Raw genomic sequence first — 20557 nt, forward strand, 5'->3', positions numbered from 1 at the left:
GTGAAGAGCGGCATGACAGCTCGAGTTGGCCCACCCGCGGCCACCGGGGCCTACTCGCCAGGTATGCCGGCCGTTCCGTGATAGGCCGCCTGCATGATCCCCTCCATGTCGTCGAGCATCGGCATCCGCGGGTTGGCGGGCGCGCACTGGTCTTCGTAGGCGTTGAGGGCCTGCTGGGGCAGCGCGTCGCGGAAGGCCCGCTCGTCGACACCGAGAGCCTGGAAGGACGGCTCGATGCCCACGGCGTCGCGCAGGCGCTCGACCGCGGTGGCGAGGGACTCCACGCCCTCGGCCGGGGTGGTGGTGGGCAGGCCGAGGGTGCGGGCGATGTCCTGGAAGCGTTCGGGGGCACGGTAGTTCTCGTACTTGGGCCAGCCGGTGAGCTTGGCCGGGACGGTGCCGTTGTAGCGGATGACGTGGGGGAGCAGGACCGCGTTGGTGCGGCCGTGGGCGATGTGGAAGGTGGCGCCGAGGGTGTGGGACATGGCGTGGACGATGCCGAGGAAGGCGTTGCCGAAGGCCATGCCCGCGATGGTGCCGGCGTTGTGCATCTTCTCCTGTGCGTCCGGGCGGGCCGTGCGGTCGTTCACCGCCGCTTCGATGTTGTCGAAGATCAGGCGGATCGCGTGCAGGGCCAGACCGTCGGTGAAGTCGTTGGCGTAGACGGACACGTATGCCTCGATGGCGTGCGTGAGGGCGTCGAAGCCGCTGTCGGCCGCCAGCGCCGGGGGCAGTTCGGCGGTGAGCAGCGGGTCGATGATCGCGACGCTGGGGGTGAGCGCGTAGTCGGCCAGCGGGTACTTCTTGCCCGTCGCCGGGTCGGAGATCACGGCGAAGGGGGTGACCTCGGCGCCGGTGCCGGAGGTGGTGGGCACGCACACCAGGCGGGCGAGCTTGCCCAGGACAGGGAAGCGGAAGGCGCGCTTGCGGATGTCGGAGAACTTGTGCCGCATGTCGGCGAATTCGACGTCCTTGCCGGCGGCCTGCTGTTCGTACAGCAGCCACATCACCTTGGCCGCGTCCATGGGCGAGCCGCCGCCCAGCGCGATGATCGTGTCCGGGCGGAAGTCGCCCATGAGGCGGGCCCCGCGGCGCACGGAGTCGATGCTCGGCTCGGGCTCGACGTTGTCGATGATCTGGACGGTCACCGGCTCGCGGCGGCGCTGCAATACGCGGGTGACGCGGTCGACGAAGCCGAGGCGGGTCATGGTCGCGTCGGTGACGATGGTGACGCGGTGGACGTCCGGCATGTCGGCGAGGTACCGGATGGCCTGCGGCTCGAAGTAGATCTTCGGCGGGACCTTGAACCACTGGAGGTTGTTGCGGCGGGTGGAGACCCGCTTGACGTTCAGCAGCTGGGGAGCGGAGACGTTGTTGGACACCGACGTGCTGCCCCAGGAGCCGCAGCCCAGGGTCAGGGAGGGCAGCAGGTTGTTGTAGATGCCGCCGATGGCGCCCTGCGAGGAGGGCGAGTTGACGATGACCCGTACGGTCTTCATGCGCCTGCCGTACGCCTCGGCGAGTTCGCGGTCCTCGGTGTGGATGACGGAGCTGTGGCCCTGGCCGTGGAAGGCGACCATGTCGGCGGCGAGGTCGAAGCCCTGCCGGTCGGAGCCGGCGCGCAGCACGGCGAGCACAGGGCAGAGCTTCTCGCGGGTCAGCGGCTCGTCCGGGCCGACCCGTTCGGCCTCGACCAGGATGACCGAGGTGTCCGCGGGGACGGTGAATCCGGCCTGTTCGGCGATCCACTGAGGGCTCTGGCCGACGGCCGCCGCGTTCACCTTGGGCTCGCAGCCTCCCCCGGTCTCCGGCCGGGGGCGCCCCCAGTTCGAGGCGGCGGCGGGGAAGAGGAACCGCTCCAGCTTCGCCTTCTCCTCGGCGGTGGCCAGGTGGGCGTGCAGGGTGCGGAACTCGGCAAGGGCGGCGTCGTAGATCTCCTCGTCGAGGATGACGGCCTGCTCCGAGGCGCAGATCATGCCGTTGTCGAACGACTTGGACAGCACCAGGTCGTTGACGGCCCGGCGCAGCTTCGCGCTCTTGTGCACGTAGGCGGGGACGTTGCCGGCGCCCACGCCCAGGGCGGGCTTTCCGGCCGAGTAGGCGGCCTTGACCATGGCGTTGCCGCCGGTGGCGAGGATGAGGGAGACACCGGGGTGGTGCATGAGTGTCCTGGTCGCCTCGACGGACGGGGTCTCGATCCACTGGATGCAGTGCTCGGGCGCGCCCGCGGCGACTGCGGCGTCGCGCACGATGCGGGCCGCCCGCGCGCTGCAGCGCTGAGCGGAGGGGTGGAAGGCGAACACGACCGGGTTGCGGGTCTTCAGCGCCGTCAGCGCCTTGAAGATTGTCGTGGAGGTCGGGTTGGTGACGGGCGTGACCGCGCACACCACGCCGACCGGTTCCGCGATCTCGACGATGTCCTCGATGTCGTCGCGAGCGATCACGCCGACGGTCTTCATGTGGCCCATGCTGTGCGTGACGTGCTCGCACGCGAACATGTTCTTCGCGGCCTTGTCCTCGAAGACGCCGCGTCCGGTCTCCTCCACCGCGAGCCGTGCGAGCGCGGTGTGCTGGTCCAGGGCGGCGACCGATGCCTTGTTGACGACGTGGTCGACCTGCTCCTGGTCGAGCCCCTCGTAGTCGGCCAGTGCCTTGAGCCCGTTCGTGACCAGCCGGTCGACGGCGACGGCGATGTCCGACGGCACCTCGGCGGGGGCAGCGATCGCGGTTCGGTCGGCGTGGCGGGTCATGTGGGTGCCTCCGTGGTCGAGAGGTGAAGCCGCACGGTCTGCGGCCCGTACAAGAGCGGCGCCGAGCGGATGGGTGTGGTTCCACCAGCAGCCTTCCTCCGGCACCGCTTCGCCGTGCAGGTCCCCCGGGTCCCGGGTGGGCGTCTGACCGGCCCTGATCGCCGGGACCGGTTGGCCAGCGCTTGGGGCGACCTCTTGTCGCGGAGGTCCCCGTGGCTGCCTTTCCTGAAGCCGGGCGTCTGCGTCTCCACCGCGCCCGTGCTCTGGATGCCGTCGCGGTTGCTGTATCGCATGTGGACAGCGGGGAGCTGAACTTTCTTCCCCTGCCCCAGGAGGCCACTGCCGTGTTGGCCGCCTACGGCGTCCCTTGGCGCCGGGCGCCCGTCACCTGCTGTCGCTTCCCTCCGTCTCGGGCAGGGCGGCGCGTCCGGCCTCCAGGCGTGCGACCGGGACGCGGAACGGTGAGCAGGAGACGTAGTCCAGTCCGGCAGCGTGGAAGAAGTGCACCGACTCCGGGTCTCCGCCGTGCTCGCCGCAGACACCGATCTTCAGGTCAGGCCGTGCGGCTCGGCCCTCGGCGACCGCGATCTCGACCAGGCGCCCCACACCGTCAAGGTCGATCGTCTCGAACGGGGAGACCTTGAAGATGCCCTTGTCGAGATAGGCGGAGAAGAACGCCGCCTCCACGTCGTCGCGGGAGAAGCCCCACGTGGTCTGGGTCAGGTCGTTGGTGCCGAAGGAGAAGAACCTCGCCTCTTCGGCGATGCGGCCCGCAGTGAGGGCGGCCCGGGGCAGCTCGATCATGGTGCCGACCGGGCACTCGACCGGAACGCCCGACGCCTCGGAGACCTCGGCCAGTACCCGCTCGACTTCCTCGCGGACGAGCCGCAGTTCCTCGACCGTGTCGATCAGCGGGACCATGATCTCGGCTCGCGGGTCGCCGCCGGCCCGCTTGCGCTCCACGACCGCCTCGGCGATCGCCCGCACCTGCATGGCCACCAGGCCCGGGGCCACCAGCCCCAGGCGCACCCCGCGCAGGCCGAGCATCGGGTTCTCCTCGTGCATGCGGTTCACGGCGTCCAGCAGTTCGGCGTCGTGCGCACCGGGCGGGATGCCGTGAGCCTCGGCAGCCGCGAGACGCACGGCGAGTCCGGTGCGGTCCGGGAGGAACTCGTGCAGCGGAGGGTCGAGGAGCCGGATCGTCACCGGCAGCCCGTCCATCGCCTCCAGGATCCCGACGAAGTCCTGCCGTTGCAGCGGCAGCAGCGCATCCAGAGCCCGTTCGCGCTCGCCGTCGGTACGGGCCAATATCATCGCCTCGACCAGCTGCCGCCGGTCGCCGAGGAACATGTGCTCGGTGCGGCACAGGCCGATGCCCTCGGCGCCGAACCGGCGGGCGCGGGCGGCGTCCTCGGGAGTGTCGGCGTTGGCCCGCACGCCCAACTTCCGTACCCCGTCCGCCTGCTCCATGGCCCGGGCCACGGCGTCGACCAGGCCCGCTGACCGTTCGCCGGTCTCGAAGTAGCGCATCACCGAGGAGTCGACCAGCGGCGCGGCGCCGAGGTACACGGCGCCATCGGAGCCGTCGACCGAGAGGACGGTCCCTTCTTCCACGGTGATGCCGTTGGCCGTGAACTTCCGCGCCTGCGTGTCCACGGCGAGTTGCTCGGCGCCGCAGACGCACACCTTGCCCATGCCGCGGGCGACCACGGCCGCGTGGCTGGTCTTGCCGCCCCGGCTGGTCAGCACGGCCTGGGCGGCGACCATGCCGGGCAGGTCGTCGGGAGTGGTCTCCTGCCGTACGAGGACCACCTTCTCGCCGGCTGCGGCGCGGCGCACCGCCTCGGCCGAGTCGAACACCGCGGCCCCGACGGCCGCACCCGGCGAGGCCGGGATACCGTGCGCGAGCGCCGAGCCGACCGCGTCGGTGTCGAAGCGCGGGAACATCAGCCGCACCAGGCCGTCCCCGCCGACCCGGGCCAGGCCCTCGTCCGGGGTGATGAGTTCCTCGTCCACCAGCTCGGCGGCGATGGCGAACGCGGCCTCCGCGGTGCGCTTGCCCACCCGCGTCTGCAGCATCCACAGCCGACCGCGCTCGACAGTGAACTCGATGTCGCACAGGTCGCGGTAATGGGCCTCCAACGTCCCCATGTGGTCGCGCAGTTGGACGTACGCTTCCGGGTTCAGGTGCTTGAGCTCGTCGAGCCCGACAGTGTTGCGGATGCCCGCGACGACGTCCTCGCCCTGGGCGTTGGACAGGTAGTCGCCGTACAGGCCCGGGCGGCCGGTGGCCGGGTCGCGGGTGAAGGCGACACCGCTGCCGGAGTCGGTGCCGAGGTTGCCGAAGACCATCATCTGAACGTTGACGGCGGTGCCCAGGTCGTCCGGGATGTGCTCGCGGCGGCGGTAGAGCCGAGCGCGCTCGCCGTTCCAGGACTCGAAGACGGCCAGAATCGCCCGGCGCAACTGCTCGGCCGGGTTCTGCGGGAAGTACTCGCCGGTCTCCTGACGGATCAGGTCCTTGTAGACCTCGACGAGAGCGGCCAGGTCGGCCGCGTCCAGGCCCAGGTCGTCGGCAGCGCCCCGCGACTCCTTCAGCCCGGTCATGGCGTCCTCGAACCGCTCGCCGGCCACGCCCATGACCGTGCTGCCGAACATCTGCACAAGGCGGCGGTAGGAGTCCCAGGCGAAGCGTTCGTTCCCGGAGGACTTCGCCAGGCCGAGAACGGTCTCGTCGTTGAGACCGATGTCCAAAACCGTGTCCATCATGCCGGGCATGGAGAAGCGGGCCCCGGACCGGACGGACAACAGCAGCGGATCGTCGCGCTGCCCCAGCAGACGCCCGGCCGCCCGCTCCAGGACGGTCAGCCGGTCGGAGACCTCACGAGCCAGTCCGTCCGGCTCGTGCCCGGTGGCGAGAAAGGCACGGCAGGCTTCGGTGGTGATCGTGAATCCCGGCGGCACCAGCAGACCCATCCGGGTCATCTCGGCCAGGTTGGCGCCCTTGCCGCCGAACAGGTCGGCCATGTCACGGCCGCCCTCGGTGAACGCGTACACGTAGCGGACCATGACAGTGCTGTTCCTTCCTGCTTCGCAAGGGACAGGTGTGGCCCGGGACCCGAGCTGCACCCCGATCAGTGCAGGAGGCGCAGCGGCCACCCGGGAGGGTCACATCTCGAAGACGATGCGTGCCTTGATCTGACCGTTCAGGACTTCTGCGATGGACTCGTTGACGGTCTCCAGCGGCCGGGTCTCGTAGATCACCTCGGTGCGTCCGGCGGCATGCAGCCGGAACACCTCGTCCAGGTCCTGGCGGGTGCCGACGATGGAGCCGATGACCGAGGTGCCGTTCAGGACGGTGTCGAAGATCGGTATCTGGATGGTTCCGCCGGCGGGCAGGGCGACCATGACCAGCTTGCCGCCGCGCCGCAGACCGCCGTAGACGGAGGCGAACGCCTGCTCGTCGACGGCCAGCGCGATCGCGGCGTGCGCGCCCCCATGCCGCTTGAGGACCTCGGCGGGGTCCTCCTTGCGGGCGTCGATCAGGATGTGGGCGCCGAGTTCCCGGGCGAGTTCGAGCTTGTCGTCGGTGACGTCGATCGCGGCGACGGTGGCTCCGGCGATCTTCGCGTACTGGACGGCGAGATGGCCGAGTCCGCCGATGCCGGAGATCGCCACGAGCTGGGTCGGGCAGACGCCGGCGACCTTCAGCGCCTTGTACGTGGTCACGCCGGCGCAGGTCAGCGGGGCGGCGTCGCGCGGGTCGATGCCCTCGGGGACCACGGCGGCGAAGTCGGCCGGGGCGAGCATCTTCTCGGCGTACCCGCCGTCCACGCTGTAGCCGGTGTTCTGCTGCTGCTCGCACAGGGTCTCCCAGCCGGACAGGCAGTGCTCGCACCGCCCGCACGCCCACCCCAGCCACGGCACCGCGACGCGCTGACCGACGGTCAGGCGGGTCACGCCCTCGCCGAGCGCCTCGACGATGCCGACGCCCTCGTGGCCGGGGACGAACGGCGGGCTCGGCTTGACCGGCCAGTCGCCGTGCGCGGCGTGGATGTCGGTGTGGCACAGCCCGGACGCCTCGAGCCGGATGCGGACCCGGCCCGGACCTGGCTCCGGATCCGGCCGTTCCTCGATCACCAACGGTTCCCCGAAGGCCCGGACGACTGCTGCCTTCATGGAATGCTCCTCAGACTCTCTCGGGTGCGGTGCGGTTCCAGCATCGACTGCGGCCCGGTGCCGCGGCAGGTGCTGGACGTCCTCACGAGTGGGGCCGGTCGGCCCTGAACCGCGCGCGGCACCGGACCCCTTTGTCCGCCGGGATTCACTGCCGTGGGATGAGCCACGGCGTTCGGCGGGCTTGATGCAGCGCGACTGGCAGCCCGCGCCCTTGTGCAGAGTCCGGAACCCGCCGGGCGACCCACAGACCGCCGGGCTGATCTGCCGCGCGTCCAGCCGCGCGGTGCTGTGCTGTGCTGTGATGCGCGGGACGGCCACGGCGCGGCCGACCACCCGGCCCGGGCTCGTGTGGCGGGCGTGCCGCAGGAGGCGTGACCGGGACCGACCGCCTGGTGACCAGGATCTGGAGGTCATGCTCGCCCCACGGCATTGAGCGCGTCGGCCAGATCCCTGCCCGGCAGTGCTGGCTCCGGGCAGGCGATCCGGTCCGATGGGGTACTCCGTGGGCAGACGGCGCGCCAGTGCCAGTAGGGCCGACCGGCCCTGGCCCTTTGGCCCGGGATCGCGCAAGATCTGCGACAGACAAGGACCGGTAGCACCCATTGCACCCATGGGCGAAGTCAGGTGCGGGATTCAGACGGCGCGGAACGGGGCATTCTGTGCGTGTCCGACGCCCCGATCGTCTCCCGGGACATCGTCGGCGACCCGGCCTCCTGCGTCCTGGACGCTCCGCTGACGCAGGCGCACGGCGACCTGGTGAAGGTCTTCGGCTGGTACGACAACGAGTGGGGGTACACCAACCGGCTGCTCGACCTCACCGAGTACGTCGCGGGCACGCTCCCTCGCAACTGACCGAACGGGCCGTGGAACGAGAGCGCCTCGGCCCGTCAGTGAGCTCTCACCTGCCCGGCAGGTGTGCCCGTGCCCGCTGGACTCCGGATTCAGTGGTCGGCCCCGATCCACGGTGCGAGGACATGCACGCCGACGGCATCGGCCGGTATCCCTGTTGGGGGTGACGGCAGCTGCAAGTGCTCAGCGCGCCGGGCTGCGCCGGTGCCCGTACCGGCGACATCCTGCGACGTTCCGTCGGCGCGGGCCTCCACCGCGTTGAAGAATTTCATCTCCCACTGCCTGTACAGGGCTCCACCCCGCTCCGACGCGCTGGGGCGCAGGCGGGAGAGCAGCTCCTCGAGAGGCGGCGATCCACGGGGCTCAGGCTTCCGCCTGTACGGAGAGGGGCACCGTCCATTCCAGGATGGTGCCGGTGGGATCGTTCGGCTTGAGAGTGAAGCTGCCCCCGAGGTCGGTGGCGCGCCGGCGGAGGTTGCCCAGGCCACTGCGGCGGGTGACGGCCGGGTCGACTCCTGTGCCGTTGTCGGCGACGCGCAGGTGGAGTCGGCTGCCGTCGGTCTCGGCAGTGACCTCGACGGCGGTGGCATGTGCGTGCCGGGCCGCGTTCGAGAGGGCCTCGCGCAGCACCGCCAGCAGGTGCTCGGCATGGCCGGAGGGCACGTCGGTGTCCAGCAGGCCGGTCATACGCAGGGCGGGGGTGAAGCCGAGTACGGCGGCGGCCTGGTCGGTCTCGGCCAGCAGTCTCCCGCGCAGACCGCCGCGGCTGTCGGCACGGTCGCGCTCGCGCAGTGCGTAGATCGTGCCGCGCACGGTCTTGATGGTGTCGTCGAGGTCGTCGACGACTCGCTGCACCCGCTCGGCCACCTGGGGCCGGTCGGAGATGCGGCCGAGCACCGAGTTCAGAGTGAGCCCGGAGGCGAACAGCCGCTGGATGGCCAGGTCATGGAGGTCGCGGGCGATGCGGTCGCGGTCGCTCAGGACCAGCAGGTGGTCGGCCTCGCGCCGGTGCTCGGCAATCTCCAGGGCGAGCGCGGCCTGGTCGGCGAAACTGCTGATCATGGCCATGGTGGCCTCGGAGAACTCTGGGCCGCCATTCAGGTTGGCGACCTGCAGAACCCCCCGCACGTGCTCGCCGCCGCCCAGGGGAAGCAGGAATCCTGGCCCCAGGCCGATCTTGGCCGCGGAGCCGCCCCCGGCCTGCGGTTCGTCGGACAGCGCACTGCTGGTGATCCGCTCGTTGGATTGGTAGACCTTCACGGCCAGCGTGGCAGCCGGCAATACCAGCCCATGGACCTGCTCGGCACCTTCACCGTCGGCGGCCTCGATCACCAGCTCGTCGCCGCCCTCGAACGGCACCGCCAGCGTCACCAGATCCGCTCCGGACAGAGCCCTGACGGTCGAGGCGACCTTGTACAGCACCTGGTCCGGGTCGGTGCCCGACAGCAGGCTGCGGGTCAGGTCGCTGCTCGCCGCCAGCCACTGCTCCCGGCGGCGGGAGTCCTCGTACAGGCGGGCGTTGTCGATCGCGACGCCGGCCGCGGCCGCCAGCGTGCGCAGTACCGCCTCGTCATCGTCGTCGAACTCCGCCCCGCCGCGCTTGTCGGTCAGGTACAGGTTGCCGAAGACCTGGTCGCGCACGCGCACCGGCGCCCCCAGGAACGTGGTCATCGGCGGATGCCCGGCGGGGAAGCCGACGGAGTCGTGATGGCGGCCCAGGTCGGCCAGGCGCAGCGGCTCCGGTTCGCGGATCAGCAGCCCCAGGATGCCGTTGCCTTCGGGATAGTGCCCGATCTCCTCGATGGTGCTCTCGTCCATGCCGACCGTGATGAACTGCCGGATCTTCCCCTCTTCGCCGAGCACCCCCAGGGCCCCGTACCGGGCGTCCACCAGGGTGACGGCAGACTCGGTGATCCGGCGCAGCACCACGTCGAGATCCAGATCGGTGCCGATGGAGAGGACCGCGTCCAGCAGCGTGTGCACCCGGTCCCGTGTCGCGCGGACCTGTTCCACCTGTGCCTGCAGGCCCGCCAGCAGCTCGTCCAGCCGCAACTGGGGCGCCGCCGGACCGCCCTTCCGCCCCTGCGCCGGACTCTCCGCCATTCCCGCTCCCTCCAGAGGGGTGCCTTCCAGCACCCTCCCCATCATGCCCGAACGGCCCTGCCAGACATGCGAACGCATGCGTCACATGGGGCCGCCCAGTAGTCAAGACTTCGGGCCTCCGCCGGGGCCGTTTCTGGCGCCGCCTGACCGCTCGACCCGCCTTCCGGTTCACACGGCCCGCGGCAAGATCGCGGTGCCGTCGCCGTCGCCTCGCCACATCGTCGGCACAATGCCCCCGGTGTTGGTCACCGGCATCGGCCGGCAGGCCGGGACGGTCTCCGGCTCCGGACGGGCCGGTTCGGCCTTGGCTGCGGTGAGGGAGAGGGGGGCGCGGGCCTCGGCAGCGGCGCGTTCGGTGTCGGTCAGGGGCACCGGGCCGGGGCGCATCTCGGCGCCGTGGACCTTCTCGAAGGCGAGCAGGGCCGCAGCGGGTGAGTCGAAGGTGTCGGTGACCTGGCGCAGGTGGTCCTCGCCGCACAATGCCGCGTTCGCGAACCTGGTCGCGGTGGATGTCATGGTCGCGCGGTCGGCGAAGAGTGAGTCGGGTCCGCGGTCGGGTCGGACGCCCCCGCCGCAAGCCGGCTCCCTGTTCGCGACCGCGGCCTCGCTCTTCGCCGATCGGATACGCGCAGCCGCCGGCCGGGGGGGCCTGGACTTCGTCTTCTCGACCGCGCCGGCCTGTCTGCCGTCCGCGATCAGGCCGCTTCCGCGCTCGGCTTGAACGGTCCGTGTCCGCGCCGCACACCGTCCAGTCGCTGAGAGGCAAGCTCTTCAAGGGCGGCGACCTCGGATACCTCAGGTGGTCTGCGTGGGGCACAGTGATCATGGTCGCATTCGGGGGCGCCGCCTGAAGGAGACGGGCTCGCCATACTCAAGAGTCGGCGAGGTCGGCGGGGGTTTCGGGGTGGGTGGGGTCGGGGCTGGAGCCTCAGCCGCTGGCCAGGGTGCGGTCCAGGAGGGGGAGCAGACGATCCCAGTGGCGCTTCAGCCCGGAGGCGCTGAAAGCGTCGGTGTCGGACATGGTGAAGCCGTGGACGGTGCCGGGGTAGATCTCGGAGGTGTGGACGACACCTGCCGCATCCAGAGCCTGGTTGAGCTCGCCGAGGGCCTCGGGTGTCATGTCGCCTTCGGCGTGGCCGAGATGGACCTGGGAGGTGAGCTTGGAGAAGAGATCGGCCCCGTCGACGCCCACGGGGCCGTGGAATGCGGCGACGGCCGCCACCTGGTCGGAGTGGGCCGCGGCGGTGCGCATCGCGTAAAGGCCGCCTATGCAGTAGCCGGTCACCGCGACCGGTCCGGCGCCGACCTCGGGCTGAGTGGTGAGGAACCTGAGGTAGGCGTCGGCGTCACTCAGGACACGTTCGGCGGTGTGCGCCTCGATCAGGGGCATCAGCTGGGCGAAGACCGCGGGCCGCACCTCGTCTCCGATGTACTCGGGAAGCTCGACCAGCGGTGCCGGGCCGTGCCGGTAGAAGGAGTTGGGGACGAGCACGTAGTAGCCGTGCCCGGCCAGTTCGCGGGCCATCCCCCGCAGCACGGGCCGGATGCCGAGGCCGTCCGCGTACATCAGCACCCCGGGGTGCCGCTCACCGTGGTCGGGGAAGGCGGCGAACGCGTCGGCCTGGCCGTCCGCGGTGGGAATCCGCAGAGACTTGATGGGCATGGATCCTCCTGTCGTGGTTGATGTGCAAAGCCTGTGATCAACACGACGGAGGCGGAGCCCGCGCAGCAGCGCAAGAGCCTCGGTCGAACAGCGGGCCCGAACCGGCCCGTACGGTGCTCAGAAGAGCACCGGGTCACCGATCCGTGTGTGGCGCAAGGCCGTCCCGGTATTCATAGCCGCACAGCGTAGCCCACCGGATATCAGCCAGGCCTTCGCCCCTTCCGTGACCCGGCCGCCGTCGGAGACGACGAAGGGTGACGGCTGACGTCCCACCCCTTCCGGGCACGAACTCAAGCGGGTGCCGTGGCCGGGGGCCCATCCTCGTACCCGACAAAGGCGGTGCGGAGAATGTCGGGTGAACGGGGCCGGTGGCGCTGCACGATGGCGGCATGGACGACACGGCCTCGGTATCCCTTTTCCTCCGCGACGGCTTCGTGAAGTTGGAGGGCGCCGTCGCGCCGCGTGTGGCCGCGGACTGCGCGCGGCTGCTGTGGCGGGAGACGGGCTGCGACCCGGACGACCCGTCGACGTGGACGCAGCCTGTGCACCGGGTGGGCGGCATGGCGCAGGGACCGTTCGCTGCCGCGCCCAACTCACCGTCTCTGCAGCACGCTTACGACCTGCTCGTCGGCGCGGGACGCTGGCAGCCGCGCTACTCACTGGGCACGTTTCCGCTGCGCTTCCCTCACGAGGAGGAGCCGGGTCTTCACCACCTCCGGGCCGGTGCCTCAGGCCATCCAGGAGCTGTGGCGGGACGTGTTCACCGAGTGGTTCCCGTCGAACCCGTACCGCACTCGCACCGGCCCCGAGATCCTGCGCACCCACCTGCCACAGACGAAGACCGAGGCCGACGCCGAACTGTGGCTCCCGGTGGAGCCCGAGCACGGCTGAACGGCGTTCCGTCGTCCGGCGGCGGCATCGAGCACACGGCATCCCCCTCCGCCGCCGTGGCACGCAGCCCCTCTCAGGGCATGACCGGCAGTTCCAGCCGATGAAGCGCGAGGCGGAGGGGAAAGGTGACGGTCAGCCGACCTTGAGAAGGCCGGCTTCGACGACGGCGCGGCCGAAGGGGCTCGCGAGATCGGCGAGCCGCTCACAGTCGGCTTCACCCAGTGCGGCGTAGGCGGGAAGGGCGAGGTGGTCGGTACGGTCCTCGATGTGTCGGCGCAGGGTCGCGCCTTCCGGGCTGAGGGAGTCGCCGTCCAGGAGACCTCGCTCGCGCAGGCGCTCCTCGGCGGCGGTCCACTCCTCCTCGGGCCATGCGCGGCTGGCTTTGAGGAAGTCGACGGGTACGTCACCGGTGGCGGCGTGCAGGATCAGGGCTTCCAAGCCGCCGACGCCCTCGCTCAGCAGGCAGGCAACGTGGCCGTCTCCGCGGAACTCCCGAAGCAGTGTCTGGGCGTGCCACAGCTGCAGCACCGGCTCCTGCGGCCAAGGCAGTGCGGCATGCGCGGCGAACAGCGGGCGGCCCTGTGCGTGTTCGCGGGCCGCCTCGGCCGCCCGGCGGGTCAGCGCCAGGACCTCGCTCAGGTCGGGCAGTTCGTGGACTTTCGCCCGCCGCAGAGCCTCGCCCGCCGCGGCGTACCGCGCGTCCAGCACCTGCTGCGGCGTCGCCGTCTCCCAGACCCCGTCGACCGCCTGCCGTACGACATCGGGGTTGAAGTTGTAGAAGGTGGAGATGACCAGCTCGGCGGAGGCTCGGCCGAAGGCGGCGCTGCGGAAGGCGAAGTAGCCGGCGCGTCCGCTCAGGCCGAGCTCCGCGTAGCGCCGCCTTGCCTCAGGGGCGAAGTAGATCATGGCGTGTACGGGCTCGAGGCGGCGCCAGGCCGCACGCGCAGCATCCATGGGGGGTCACCTTTTCTGAGGGTCGACGACAGCGTTTTCGCTGCGGGTTGAGTACTCGCCGTGCGCTCGGAGATGGTCGAGCAGCAGGTGGCTCAGCGGCTCGGGCGCTTCCTCGGGGATCCAGTGGCTGACGCCTTGGAGGATCTCGAATCGGTACGGCCCGTTGACCCATCGCTCGGTCTCCTGCGCGGCTGCCGGGCCGAACGCGCTGTCGTCCGTGCTCCAGACGTACAGCGTGGGAACGTCGATGACGCCGATCGCGCCGTCGGGGCGGCCGGCGCGGTACCAGTTCAGCGCAGCGGTGAGAGCGCCGGGCTGGGACAGGTGACGCACATAGGCGTCCGCACTGTCTTGCGGGACCGTTCCGGCGTAGAAATCGCGAAGCTGTTGGGCGTCGTGGGCCAGCATGCGCTCTTCGGTCGTGGGCGTTTCGCGCCAGTCGATCATGTAGTGCGAGCGACTGCGCTGGTCCTCATCCGTGCGCAGGGTGGTGGCCAGGGCGCCGGGGTGCGGGGTCGAGACGACCGCGAGAGTGCGCACGCGGCCGGGGTGGGCGTCGGCCGTCCACCAGGCCACCGCGCCGCCCCAGTCGTGGCCGACCAGGTCGAACGTCGCCCAGCCCAGTTCCTCCGTGATCGCCACGACGTCGTCGACGAGATGGCTGATCCGATAGTCCTCGGGCCGCTGGGGGCGGGCCCCGGGGGAGTACCCACGCTGGTCGGGTGCCACCACCCGGTAGCCCTGCGCGGCCAACGCCTCGATCTGCCGCCGCCACACCAACCCCGTCTGCGGGAATCCGTGCAGCAAGAGCACCGGGCGGCCCCCGGCGGGACCGGCCGCGATCGCGTCGAACACGCCCGCATCCGTGGAGATGCTCAGCTGAGTCACGATCCACCCCTTGGTACCGACTGGTCGGTACCTTTGCGGTAAGGGGAGGGGCTGTCAAGAGCCCGCTGCGGTTGAACCTGACGCCGAATTCAAATATAACCGGTCGGAAGGCCGATACCTGTCACCCCTGCGGCCATGACATGTCCTCGGATCACCCGAGGAGACGGTCATGAGCCATGTCCGCACGGCAGTTGGCGTACGGCACCGTCTACCGGCAATCGAGCCCGGCTCACGGGGCTCGGAGTTCCGACCCCGGAGTCCCCGGACGAACCGGACCGACAGGAAACAGCGAGGCGACATGAGGGAAGCAGTCATCGTTTCGACGGCACGGACGCCGATCGGAAAGGCCTACCGCGGCGCGTTCAACGACACGCAGGCGCAGGAACTCGCCGCCCACGCCCTTTCGCACGCGGTGCGGCGCGCCGGTCTCGAGGGAGGCGAGGTCGAGGACGTCGTCTTCGGCTGCGCCGTGCAGCAAGGGCCCTCCGGGTTCAACGTGGCGCGTCAGGCCGCTCTGCGGGCCGGACTTCCGGACACCGTGTCCGGGATGTCGATCGACCGGCAGTGCTCGTCGGGACTGATGGCCATCGCGACGGCCGCGAAGCAGATCGTCACGGACGGCATGCAGGTCGCCGTCGGCGGCGGTGTCGAGTCGATCTCCCTGGTCCAGAACGACCACATGAACACCCACCGCATGACGGATCCCTGGCTCGTCGAGCACAAGCCGGGCATCTACCTGCCGATGCTGCAGACGGCGGAGATCGTCGCCGAGCGCTACGGCGTGAGCCGGGAGCGCCAGGACGAGTTCGCGCTGCTGTCACAGCAGCGCACCGCGGCGGCGCAGGACGCCGGCCGGTTCGACCAGGAGATCGTCGCGCTCAGCAGCGTCAAGAAGGTCCTCGACAAGCGATCCGGGGAAGTACGGGACGAGGAGGTCACCCTGACCCGGGACGAGGGCAACCGCGCGTCGACCACCCTCGACGGCCTGGCCGGCCTGGCGCCGGTGCTGCCCGACGGTCAGGTGAGCGCACACTCCAGCGTGACGGCGGGAAACTCCTCGCAGCTGTCGGACGGGGCGTCGGCCTCGGTGCTGATGGAGGCGAAGGAGGCCGAGCGCCGCGGCCTGGAACCGCTGGGCGTCTACCGGGGTATGACCGTCGCCGGGTGCGCGCCGGACGAGATGGGCATCGGCCCGGTCTTCGCCATCCCGAAGCTGCTGAAGCAGCACAACCTCACCGTCGACGACATCGGCCTGTGGGAACTCAACGAGGCCTTCGCCTCCCAGGCGCTGTACTGCCGCGACGAACTGCACATCGACCCGGAGCGGTTCAACGTCGACGGCGGCGCGATCTCGGTCGGTCACCCGTACGGCATGACCGGCGCCCGACTGGTGGGGCATGCCCTCATCGAGGGCAAGCGCCGCGGCGTTCGGTATGTGGTGATCTCCATGTGCATCGGCGGCGGAATGGGTGCAGCCGGACTGTTCGAGGTCGCCTGAGCATGGACACGTTGCCGAACGCGATGGAAGAGACCCGAAGCGCGGTCCTGGTGGACTTCGGCGGTGTCATCACCTCCAGTGTGGTGCGGGCCTTCACCGAATTCGGTGCCTCGCTCGGCGGCGACCCACGCCTTCCGCTGGACCTCCTGAGCCGGGACCAGCCCTCACGCACCCTGCTGGCCGACCACGAGTGCGGCCGTATCGACGCCGCAGCCTTCGAGCGGGGATTCGCCGAACGCCTCCGTGTCCATGGCGCGGAGGTGTCGGCCGAGGGGCTCACGGCCCGGATGCAAGCGGGATTGTCGATCGACCGGGACATGCTCGCGCTGCTCGGTGAGGTGCGAGCCGCCGGTCATCCCGTTGCGCTGGTGTCCAATTCGTTCGGCACCGGGACCTACGACGGCGTCGACCTCGCGGCCGTCGCCGATGCGGTCGTCATTTCGTCCGAGGTCGGCATCCGCAAGCCTTCCCGGCGGATCTACGCGATCGCGTGTGAACGCCTCGGCATCGACCCCGAGGAGGCGGTCATGATCGACGATCTGCAGCAGAACCTCGACGGAGCGGCGCGGATCGGAATCGGAGGCCTACTGCACACCAGCGCCGCGACCACCCGCCGCCGACTCGCCGACCGCTTCGGGATCACAGCCTGACCGATACCCGTCGACTGACCGCCCGGACGCACTGAGGCCGGCCATCCGGCCACACCGCCCGAGGACTTGATGGCGAAGCCGGGCGAAGTCACCTCGTCGGCGAGGGTGCGACCCGCACCATCACCTGCTCACATCCCGGAAGGCACCGCCCCACTCGTCCGATGGCTGGTTCCGCACCGGCGACCTCGGTGAGACCGACACGGACGGCGACCTGCGCATCGTCGACCGTGTGAAGGACCTGATCATCCGGGGCGGCTACAACGTCTACCCCGGCGAGGTCGAGGAAGTTCTCTACGAGCACCCCGACATCGTCGAGGCAGCCGTGATCGGCGTTCCCGACGACCACTACGGCGAGGAGGTCGCCGCGCTCGTCGCCGCCCGGCCCGGTGCGGACCTCGGTGCCGCCGAGGTGACGAACTGGGCACGAGAGCGGCTGTCCGCCTACAAGATCCCGCGCATCGTCCGGTTCGTCGATGCGCTGCCCAAGGGGCCGACGGGGAAGATCCTCAAGCGGTCCATCGACCGTAGTGCTCTGACCCGCGACACCGCCCTCGGTGACGTTGCCGCCCGCCGCCCCTGAGTCCCGGGAAACCAGGACATCAGCCTGCTCCGTCTGCCCTCGGGATTTATGGCTATGGCGTCGGATTCAAGTAAAGTCCCGGGGATGGACACCACTGCGCCCGAGGGGACCGACAGCGAGCAGGCACCGCCCGTGGCGCCCTTCTCGCAACTTCGTGAGCCGCCCACGACGCAGCGCGGAGCGCGGACCCGGGCCGCTCTGGTGAAGGCCGCGCGCAAGGTGTTCGAACGGGACGGTTACCTCGGCACCCGCCTGACCGACATCACCAAAGAGGCCCGGTGCGCGGCGGGATCCTTCTACACCTACTTCGCCAACAAGGAAGAGGTGCTTGCCGCCGTCCTCCTGGAGGCGCAGGAGGACATGATGCACCCCGGCATGGGCCGGGTGCAGGGCGCCGACGATCCCTATGCGGTACTCGAGGCGAGCAACCGCGCCTATCTCGCGGCGTACAGGCGGAACGCGAAGCTGATGGCACTGCTCGAGCAGGTCGCCCAAGTGGAGCCGGAGTTCCGTGAGTTCCGAAGGCGGCGCGGGGACGCGTTCATCCGCCGCAACGCCCGCGGTATCGCCGACCTGCAGGCGCGGGGTGTCGCAGACCGTGAGGTCGATCCGATGATGGCGTCCCGTGCGCTGTCCGGCATGGTCAGTGTCATGGCTTACAACGCCTTCGTGCGCAGTGAAGAGCAAGAGGAAGATACGCCGGTGGACTTCGAGGAACTCGTGTCCACGGTCACCCGCCTGTGGGCGAACGCCCTGCGGTTCCCCGGCCACCGCTGATCCGCCCGCCTCGCAGCCGCTCATACCCCTGGGGTTGGGCGGCTTCTTCATCGGTTCCGTGCGGACAGCTATTGAACTTGACGTCGGATTCAATTATACAGGTCGGACGCATCGCACGCCCCGTCAACGGAGAGGGTTGCCGTGAACCTTGCAGAGAGAGTCGCCATCGTCACCGGTGGGGGCGGCGGCATCGGCGGCGCGCTGGTCGCACGGCTCGCTCGCGAGGGCGCCCGGGTCGTGGTCGCCGACCTCGACGCGGAGGCCGCGCGGGCGGTGTCGGAGACAGTCGACGCCGACCGTCCGGGCACCACCGTCAGCGCCGGCGCGGACGTGTCGGACACCGAGCAGATCCAGCTCTTGATCGACCTGGCGGAGAGCGCCTTCGGTCCGGTCGACTTCTACTTCGCGAACGCGGGCATCGGCGGCGCGCTCGGCCTCGACGTGAGCGAGCAGGACTGGGATCGCTCGATCGACGTCAACCTGCGAGCCCACATCCGTGCGGCAAGGCTGCTGGTACCCCGGTGGCTCGAGCGCGGTGAGGGCTACTTCGTCAGCACGGCCTCGGCGGCCGGACTGCTCACCCAGATCGGCTCCGCCACGTACGCCGTCACCAAGCACGCGGCCGTCGCCTTCGCCGAGTGGCTGAGTGTCACCTACGGCGACCGCGGTGTTCGAGTCAGCTGTCTGTGCCCGATGGGCGTGAACACCAGGATGCTCACCGCCGGGGAGGACTCCGGGGACGCGCTGGGAAGAGCCGCGACGCGGGCCGTCACCTCCGCTGGTGACGTCCTGGAGCCGGATGAAGTCGCCGACGCCGTCCTGGCCGCCATCGAGGACGAGCGCTTCCTCGTCCTGCCGCACGAAGACGTTCTCGAGATGTACCGGCAGAAGGGCTCGGACTACGACCGCTGGGTGCGCGGGATGCGCCGCTACCAGAGCTCCCTGCTGGCGCAGGCATGACCGGCGCGCCGGGCGGGCTCGTCCTCGCCGAACGCCGAGGGCAGGTGCTGCTGGTCACGTTCAACCGGCCCACCGAGCTGAACGCCTGGACCGACGAACTCGAGGACCGCTGTTTCGCCCTGCTCGACGCCGCAGAGGACGATCCGGACGTACGTGCCGTCGTGGTCACCGGCGCGGGACGCGGACTCTGCGCCGGAGCCGACCTGCAACGGCTGCAGGCGGTCGGCGAGGTCTCCGAGGCGGGCCGGGCCCGGCGCCGTCCCCAGCGGATCCGCTGCTGTCGAGTCGCGTGGCGGATGCCGAGGAGGCCTTCCGTGTCGGACTCCTCGACCACCTGGTCACCACCGGCAGCGTGGTCGATGCCGCTGTCGCCTACGCCGCCGATCCGGCGGAGCGCTGCTCCCCGGGATCCATGGCCACCATCAAGAGCCGGCTGAGCAACGACGCGGACGGCGCCTGCGCCGATTCCGTGACCCGGGCGGAGGGCCTGATGCTCCACGCCTTCCGCGGGTCCGATGTCGTCGAAGGCGTCGCCGGTCACCTGGACAAGCGCTCACCCGACTTTCCCTCCCTACCCGTAAGGAGTTCGTATGTCCCTGTTTGAGATGTCGGACCGTGCCGAGAAGTACCGGGCGGATCTGCTCGAGTTCATGGATGAGCACGTCTACCCGGCCGAGTCGGTGTACGACGAGCAGATGCGCGCGTCGGGCGACCCGCACTTCCACCCGCCGATCCTCGAGGAGCTCAAGGCGGAGGCGCGCAGGCGCGGACTGTGGAACCTGTTCCACCCGCACCCGGAGTGGGGCCCCGGCCTGACGAACCTCGAGTACGCGCCGCTGGCGGAGATCATGGGCCGCAGTCACATCGCCTCCGAGGCGTGCAACTGCAACGCGCCCGACACCGGCAACATGGAGGTGCTCACCCTCTTCGGCACCGACGAGCACAAGGAGAAGTACCTCAAGCCGCTGCTCGACGGGACGATGGCCTCGGCCTTCGCGATGACCGAGCCGCGTGTCGCCAGCTCCGATGCCACCAACATCGAGCTGCGGATGGAGCGCGACGGCGACGAGTACGTGCTCAACGGCCGCAAGTGGTTCGCCTCGAACGCGATGCACAAGAACTGCAAGGTGCTCATCGTCATGGGCAAGACCGACCCCGCGGCGGCCCCGCATCGCCAGCAGTCGATGATGGTCGTACCCGTGGACGCCCCCGGCGTCACCGTGGTCCGCAACCTCCCGGTGTTCGGGTACGCGGACCGCGAGGGCCATGCGGAGATCATCTTCGAGAACGTCCGGGTGCCGGCCGAGGACCTCCTCAAGGGCGAGGGCGAGGGTTTCGCCATCAGCCAGGCCCGGCTCGGGCCCGGCCGCATACACCACTGCATGCGGGCCATCGGCGCGGCCGAGCGGGCACTGGAACTGATGTGCCGGCGCGCACAGTCACGGGTGACCTTCGGCAGCCCGGTCGCCGAACGGTCGAACATCCAGGACTGGATCGCGGAAGCGCGGATCGACATCGAGATGATCCGCCTGCTCACGCTCAAGGCCGCGTATCTGATGGACACGGTCGGGAACAAGGAAGCGCGCACCGAGATCGCGGCCATCAAGGTGGCCGCCCCCGACATCGCGTTGAAGATCGTCGACCGCGCGATCCAGGTGCACGGGGGAGCGGGAGTGACCGACGACTTCCCCTTGGCGATGATGTACGCGCATCTGCGGACGCTGCGGCTGGCGGACGGTCCCGACGAGGTTCACAAGCGGGCCATCGCCAAGCAGGAACTGCGGCGGTACCGCGACGCGGCGGCGGTGAACTGAG

The 20557-nt window shown here is 70.1% G+C and carries 16 protein-coding genes and 4 pseudogenes; 11 read left to right on the forward strand and 9 right to left on the reverse strand.

The window, feature by feature from the left end; all coding sequences use genetic code 11:
• Positions 1 to 50: 50 nt before the first annotated feature.
• From adhE to adhP, 3 genes are all read right to left on the reverse strand, one after another.
• Positions 51 to 2750, reverse strand: coding sequence for a bifunctional acetaldehyde-CoA/alcohol dehydrogenase (gene adhE, locus ACIOC0_RS03485; protein ID WP_402151840.1), 2700 nt, complete (start codon positions 2748 to 2750; stop codon positions 51 to 53).
• Between the two features lie 384 nt (positions 2751 to 3134).
• Entirely contained in the window at positions 3135 to 5819 is a 2685-nt protein-coding gene (gene ppdK / locus ACIOC0_RS03490; RefSeq protein WP_402151843.1) for a pyruvate, phosphate dikinase, read from the reverse strand.
• Positions 5820 to 5918: 99 nt separating this feature from the next.
• Positions 5919 to 6929, reverse strand: a complete 1011-nt coding sequence (adhP, locus tag ACIOC0_RS03495) for an alcohol dehydrogenase AdhP (protein WP_402151846.1) — start codon at positions 6927 to 6929, stop codon at positions 5919 to 5921.
• Between the two features lie 645 nt (positions 6930 to 7574).
• Here adhP and ACIOC0_RS03500 point away from each other — a divergent pair.
• Positions 7575 to 7781, forward strand: a pseudogene (locus ACIOC0_RS03500) (type I glyceraldehyde-3-phosphate dehydrogenase); the annotation flags it as partial.
• Positions 7782 to 7870: 89 nt separating this feature from the next.
• Here the strand turns inward: ACIOC0_RS03500 and ACIOC0_RS03505 are convergent.
• The 4 genes from ACIOC0_RS03505 to ACIOC0_RS03520 all read right to left on the reverse strand — a co-directional run bounded on the left by ACIOC0_RS03505 (position 7871) and on the right by ACIOC0_RS03520 (position 11544).
• On the reverse strand, positions 7871 to 8050 hold the full coding sequence (locus ACIOC0_RS03505) for a hypothetical protein (protein WP_402151849.1): 180 nt from the start codon (positions 8048 to 8050) through the stop codon (positions 7871 to 7873).
• A gap of 91 nt (positions 8051 to 8141) precedes the next feature.
• The gene (locus tag ACIOC0_RS03510) at positions 8142 to 9881 is read right to left on the reverse strand and encodes a GAF domain-containing sensor histidine kinase (protein ID WP_402151852.1); all 1740 of its coding nucleotides are present in this window, start codon (positions 9879 to 9881) and stop codon (positions 8142 to 8144) included.
• Positions 9882 to 10049: 168 nt separating this feature from the next.
• Complete coding sequence (locus tag ACIOC0_RS03515) at positions 10050 to 10397, reverse strand: hypothetical protein (protein WP_402151855.1); 348 nt, start codon at positions 10395 to 10397, stop codon at positions 10050 to 10052.
• Between the two features lie 412 nt (positions 10398 to 10809).
• Complete coding sequence (locus tag ACIOC0_RS03520; RefSeq protein ID WP_402151858.1) at positions 10810 to 11544, reverse strand: dienelactone hydrolase family protein; 735 nt, start codon at positions 11542 to 11544, stop codon at positions 10810 to 10812.
• Between the two features lie 389 nt (positions 11545 to 11933).
• Here ACIOC0_RS03520 and ACIOC0_RS03525 point away from each other — a divergent pair.
• Positions 11934 to 12245 (forward strand): annotated as a pseudogene (locus ACIOC0_RS03525) (phytanoyl-CoA dioxygenase); the annotation flags it as partial.
• Between the two features lies 1 nt (position 12246).
• A pseudogene (locus tag ACIOC0_RS03530) lies at positions 12247 to 12435 on the forward strand (GyrI-like domain-containing protein); the annotation flags it as partial.
• A gap of 132 nt (positions 12436 to 12567) precedes the next feature.
• On the opposite strand, the gene ACIOC0_RS03535 reads toward ACIOC0_RS03530, so the two are convergent.
• Entirely contained in the window at positions 12568 to 13389 is an 822-nt protein-coding gene (locus ACIOC0_RS03535; protein ID WP_402151861.1) for a hypothetical protein, read from the reverse strand.
• Positions 13390 to 13395: 6 nt separating this feature from the next.
• Complete coding sequence (locus ACIOC0_RS03540; RefSeq protein WP_402153183.1) at positions 13396 to 14268, reverse strand: alpha/beta fold hydrolase; 873 nt, start codon at positions 14266 to 14268, stop codon at positions 13396 to 13398.
• Positions 14269 to 14575: 307 nt separating this feature from the next.
• Here ACIOC0_RS03540 and ACIOC0_RS03545 point away from each other — a divergent pair, with 307 nt between their 5' ends.
• From ACIOC0_RS03545 to ACIOC0_RS03580, 8 genes and pseudogenes are all read left to right on the forward strand, one after another.
• The gene (locus tag ACIOC0_RS03545; protein WP_402151864.1) at positions 14576 to 15775 is read left to right on the forward strand and encodes an acetyl-CoA C-acyltransferase; all 1200 of its coding nucleotides are present in this window, start codon (positions 14576 to 14578) and stop codon (positions 15773 to 15775) included.
• A gap of 2 nt (positions 15776 to 15777) precedes the next feature.
• The gene (locus ACIOC0_RS03550; RefSeq protein ID WP_402151866.1) at positions 15778 to 16425 is read left to right on the forward strand and encodes an HAD family hydrolase; all 648 of its coding nucleotides are present in this window, start codon (positions 15778 to 15780) and stop codon (positions 16423 to 16425) included.
• 229 nt (positions 16426 to 16654) lie between these two features.
• A complete protein-coding gene (locus ACIOC0_RS03555; RefSeq protein ID WP_402151869.1) occupies positions 16655 to 17005 on the forward strand; it encodes a hypothetical protein in 351 nt (116 codons plus the stop codon).
• Between the two features lie 84 nt (positions 17006 to 17089).
• Positions 17090 to 17782 carry a TetR/AcrR family transcriptional regulator gene (locus tag ACIOC0_RS03560; protein WP_402151871.1) on the forward strand — a complete coding sequence of 231 codons (693 nt, stop codon included), beginning with the start codon at positions 17090 to 17092 and terminating at the stop codon, positions 17780 to 17782.
• Positions 17783 to 17923: 141 nt separating this feature from the next.
• A complete protein-coding gene (locus ACIOC0_RS03565; protein WP_402151874.1) occupies positions 17924 to 18742 on the forward strand; it encodes an SDR family oxidoreductase in 819 nt (272 codons plus the stop codon).
• Positions 18739 to 18909: pseudogene (locus ACIOC0_RS03570) on the forward strand (enoyl-CoA hydratase-related protein); the annotation flags it as partial. The gene ACIOC0_RS03565 and the pseudogene ACIOC0_RS03570, both read left to right, overlap by 4 nt.
• A 122-nt stretch (positions 18910 to 19031) precedes the next feature.
• Positions 19032 to 19346: a hypothetical protein gene (locus ACIOC0_RS03575; RefSeq protein WP_402153266.1), complete on the forward strand. Its 315-nt coding sequence runs from the start codon at positions 19032 to 19034 to the stop codon at positions 19344 to 19346.
• The gene (locus ACIOC0_RS03580) at positions 19333 to 20556 is read left to right on the forward strand and encodes an acyl-CoA dehydrogenase family protein (protein ID WP_402151877.1); all 1224 of its coding nucleotides are present in this window, start codon (positions 19333 to 19335) and stop codon (positions 20554 to 20556) included. The genes ACIOC0_RS03575 and ACIOC0_RS03580 overlap by 14 nt, the downstream gene beginning before the upstream one ends.
• The last annotated feature ends 1 nt before the right edge of the window (position 20557 follow it).

The organism is Streptomyces sp. NPDC088254, from assembly GCF_044740925.1.
Lineage (GTDB): Bacteria > Actinomycetota > Actinomycetes > Streptomycetales > Streptomycetaceae > Streptomyces.

Bases quoted from the DNA above. Each gene is read 5' to 3' on its own strand.
- ACIOC0_RS03550 (WP_402151866.1), top strand. From the start codon at position 15,778: ATGGACACGTTGCCGAACGCGATGGAAGAGACCCGAAGCGCGGTCCTG.
- ACIOC0_RS03510 (WP_402151852.1), bottom strand. From the start codon at position 9,881: ATGGCGGAGAGTCCGGCGCAGGGGCGGAAGGGCGGTCCGGCGGCGCCC.
- ACIOC0_RS03515 (WP_402151855.1), bottom strand. From the start codon at position 10,397: ATGACATCCACCGCGACCAGGTTCGCGAACGCGGCATTGTGCGGCGAG.
- ACIOC0_RS03535 (WP_402151861.1), bottom strand. From the start codon at position 13,389: ATGGATGCTGCGCGTGCGGCCTGGCGCCGCCTCGAGCCCGTACACGCC.
- ACIOC0_RS03520 (WP_402151858.1), bottom strand. From the start codon at position 11,544: ATGCCCATCAAGTCTCTGCGGATTCCCACCGCGGACGGCCAGGCCGAC.
- ACIOC0_RS03580 (WP_402151877.1), top strand. From the start codon at position 19,333: ATGTCCCTGTTTGAGATGTCGGACCGTGCCGAGAAGTACCGGGCGGAT.
- adhP (WP_402151846.1), bottom strand. From the start codon at position 6,929: ATGAAGGCAGCAGTCGTCCGGGCCTTCGGGGAACCGTTGGTGATCGAG.
- ACIOC0_RS03545 (WP_402151864.1), top strand. From the start codon at position 14,576: ATGAGGGAAGCAGTCATCGTTTCGACGGCACGGACGCCGATCGGAAAG.
- adhE (WP_402151840.1), bottom strand. From the start codon at position 2,750: ATGACCCGCCACGCCGACCGAACCGCGATCGCTGCCCCCGCCGAGGTG.
- ACIOC0_RS03560 (WP_402151871.1), top strand. From the start codon at position 17,090: ATGGACACCACTGCGCCCGAGGGGACCGACAGCGAGCAGGCACCGCCC.
- ACIOC0_RS03505 (WP_402151849.1), bottom strand. From the start codon at position 8,050: ATGAAATTCTTCAACGCGGTGGAGGCCCGCGCCGACGGAACGTCGCAG.
- ppdK (WP_402151843.1), bottom strand. From the start codon at position 5,819: ATGGTCCGCTACGTGTACGCGTTCACCGAGGGCGGCCGTGACATGGCC.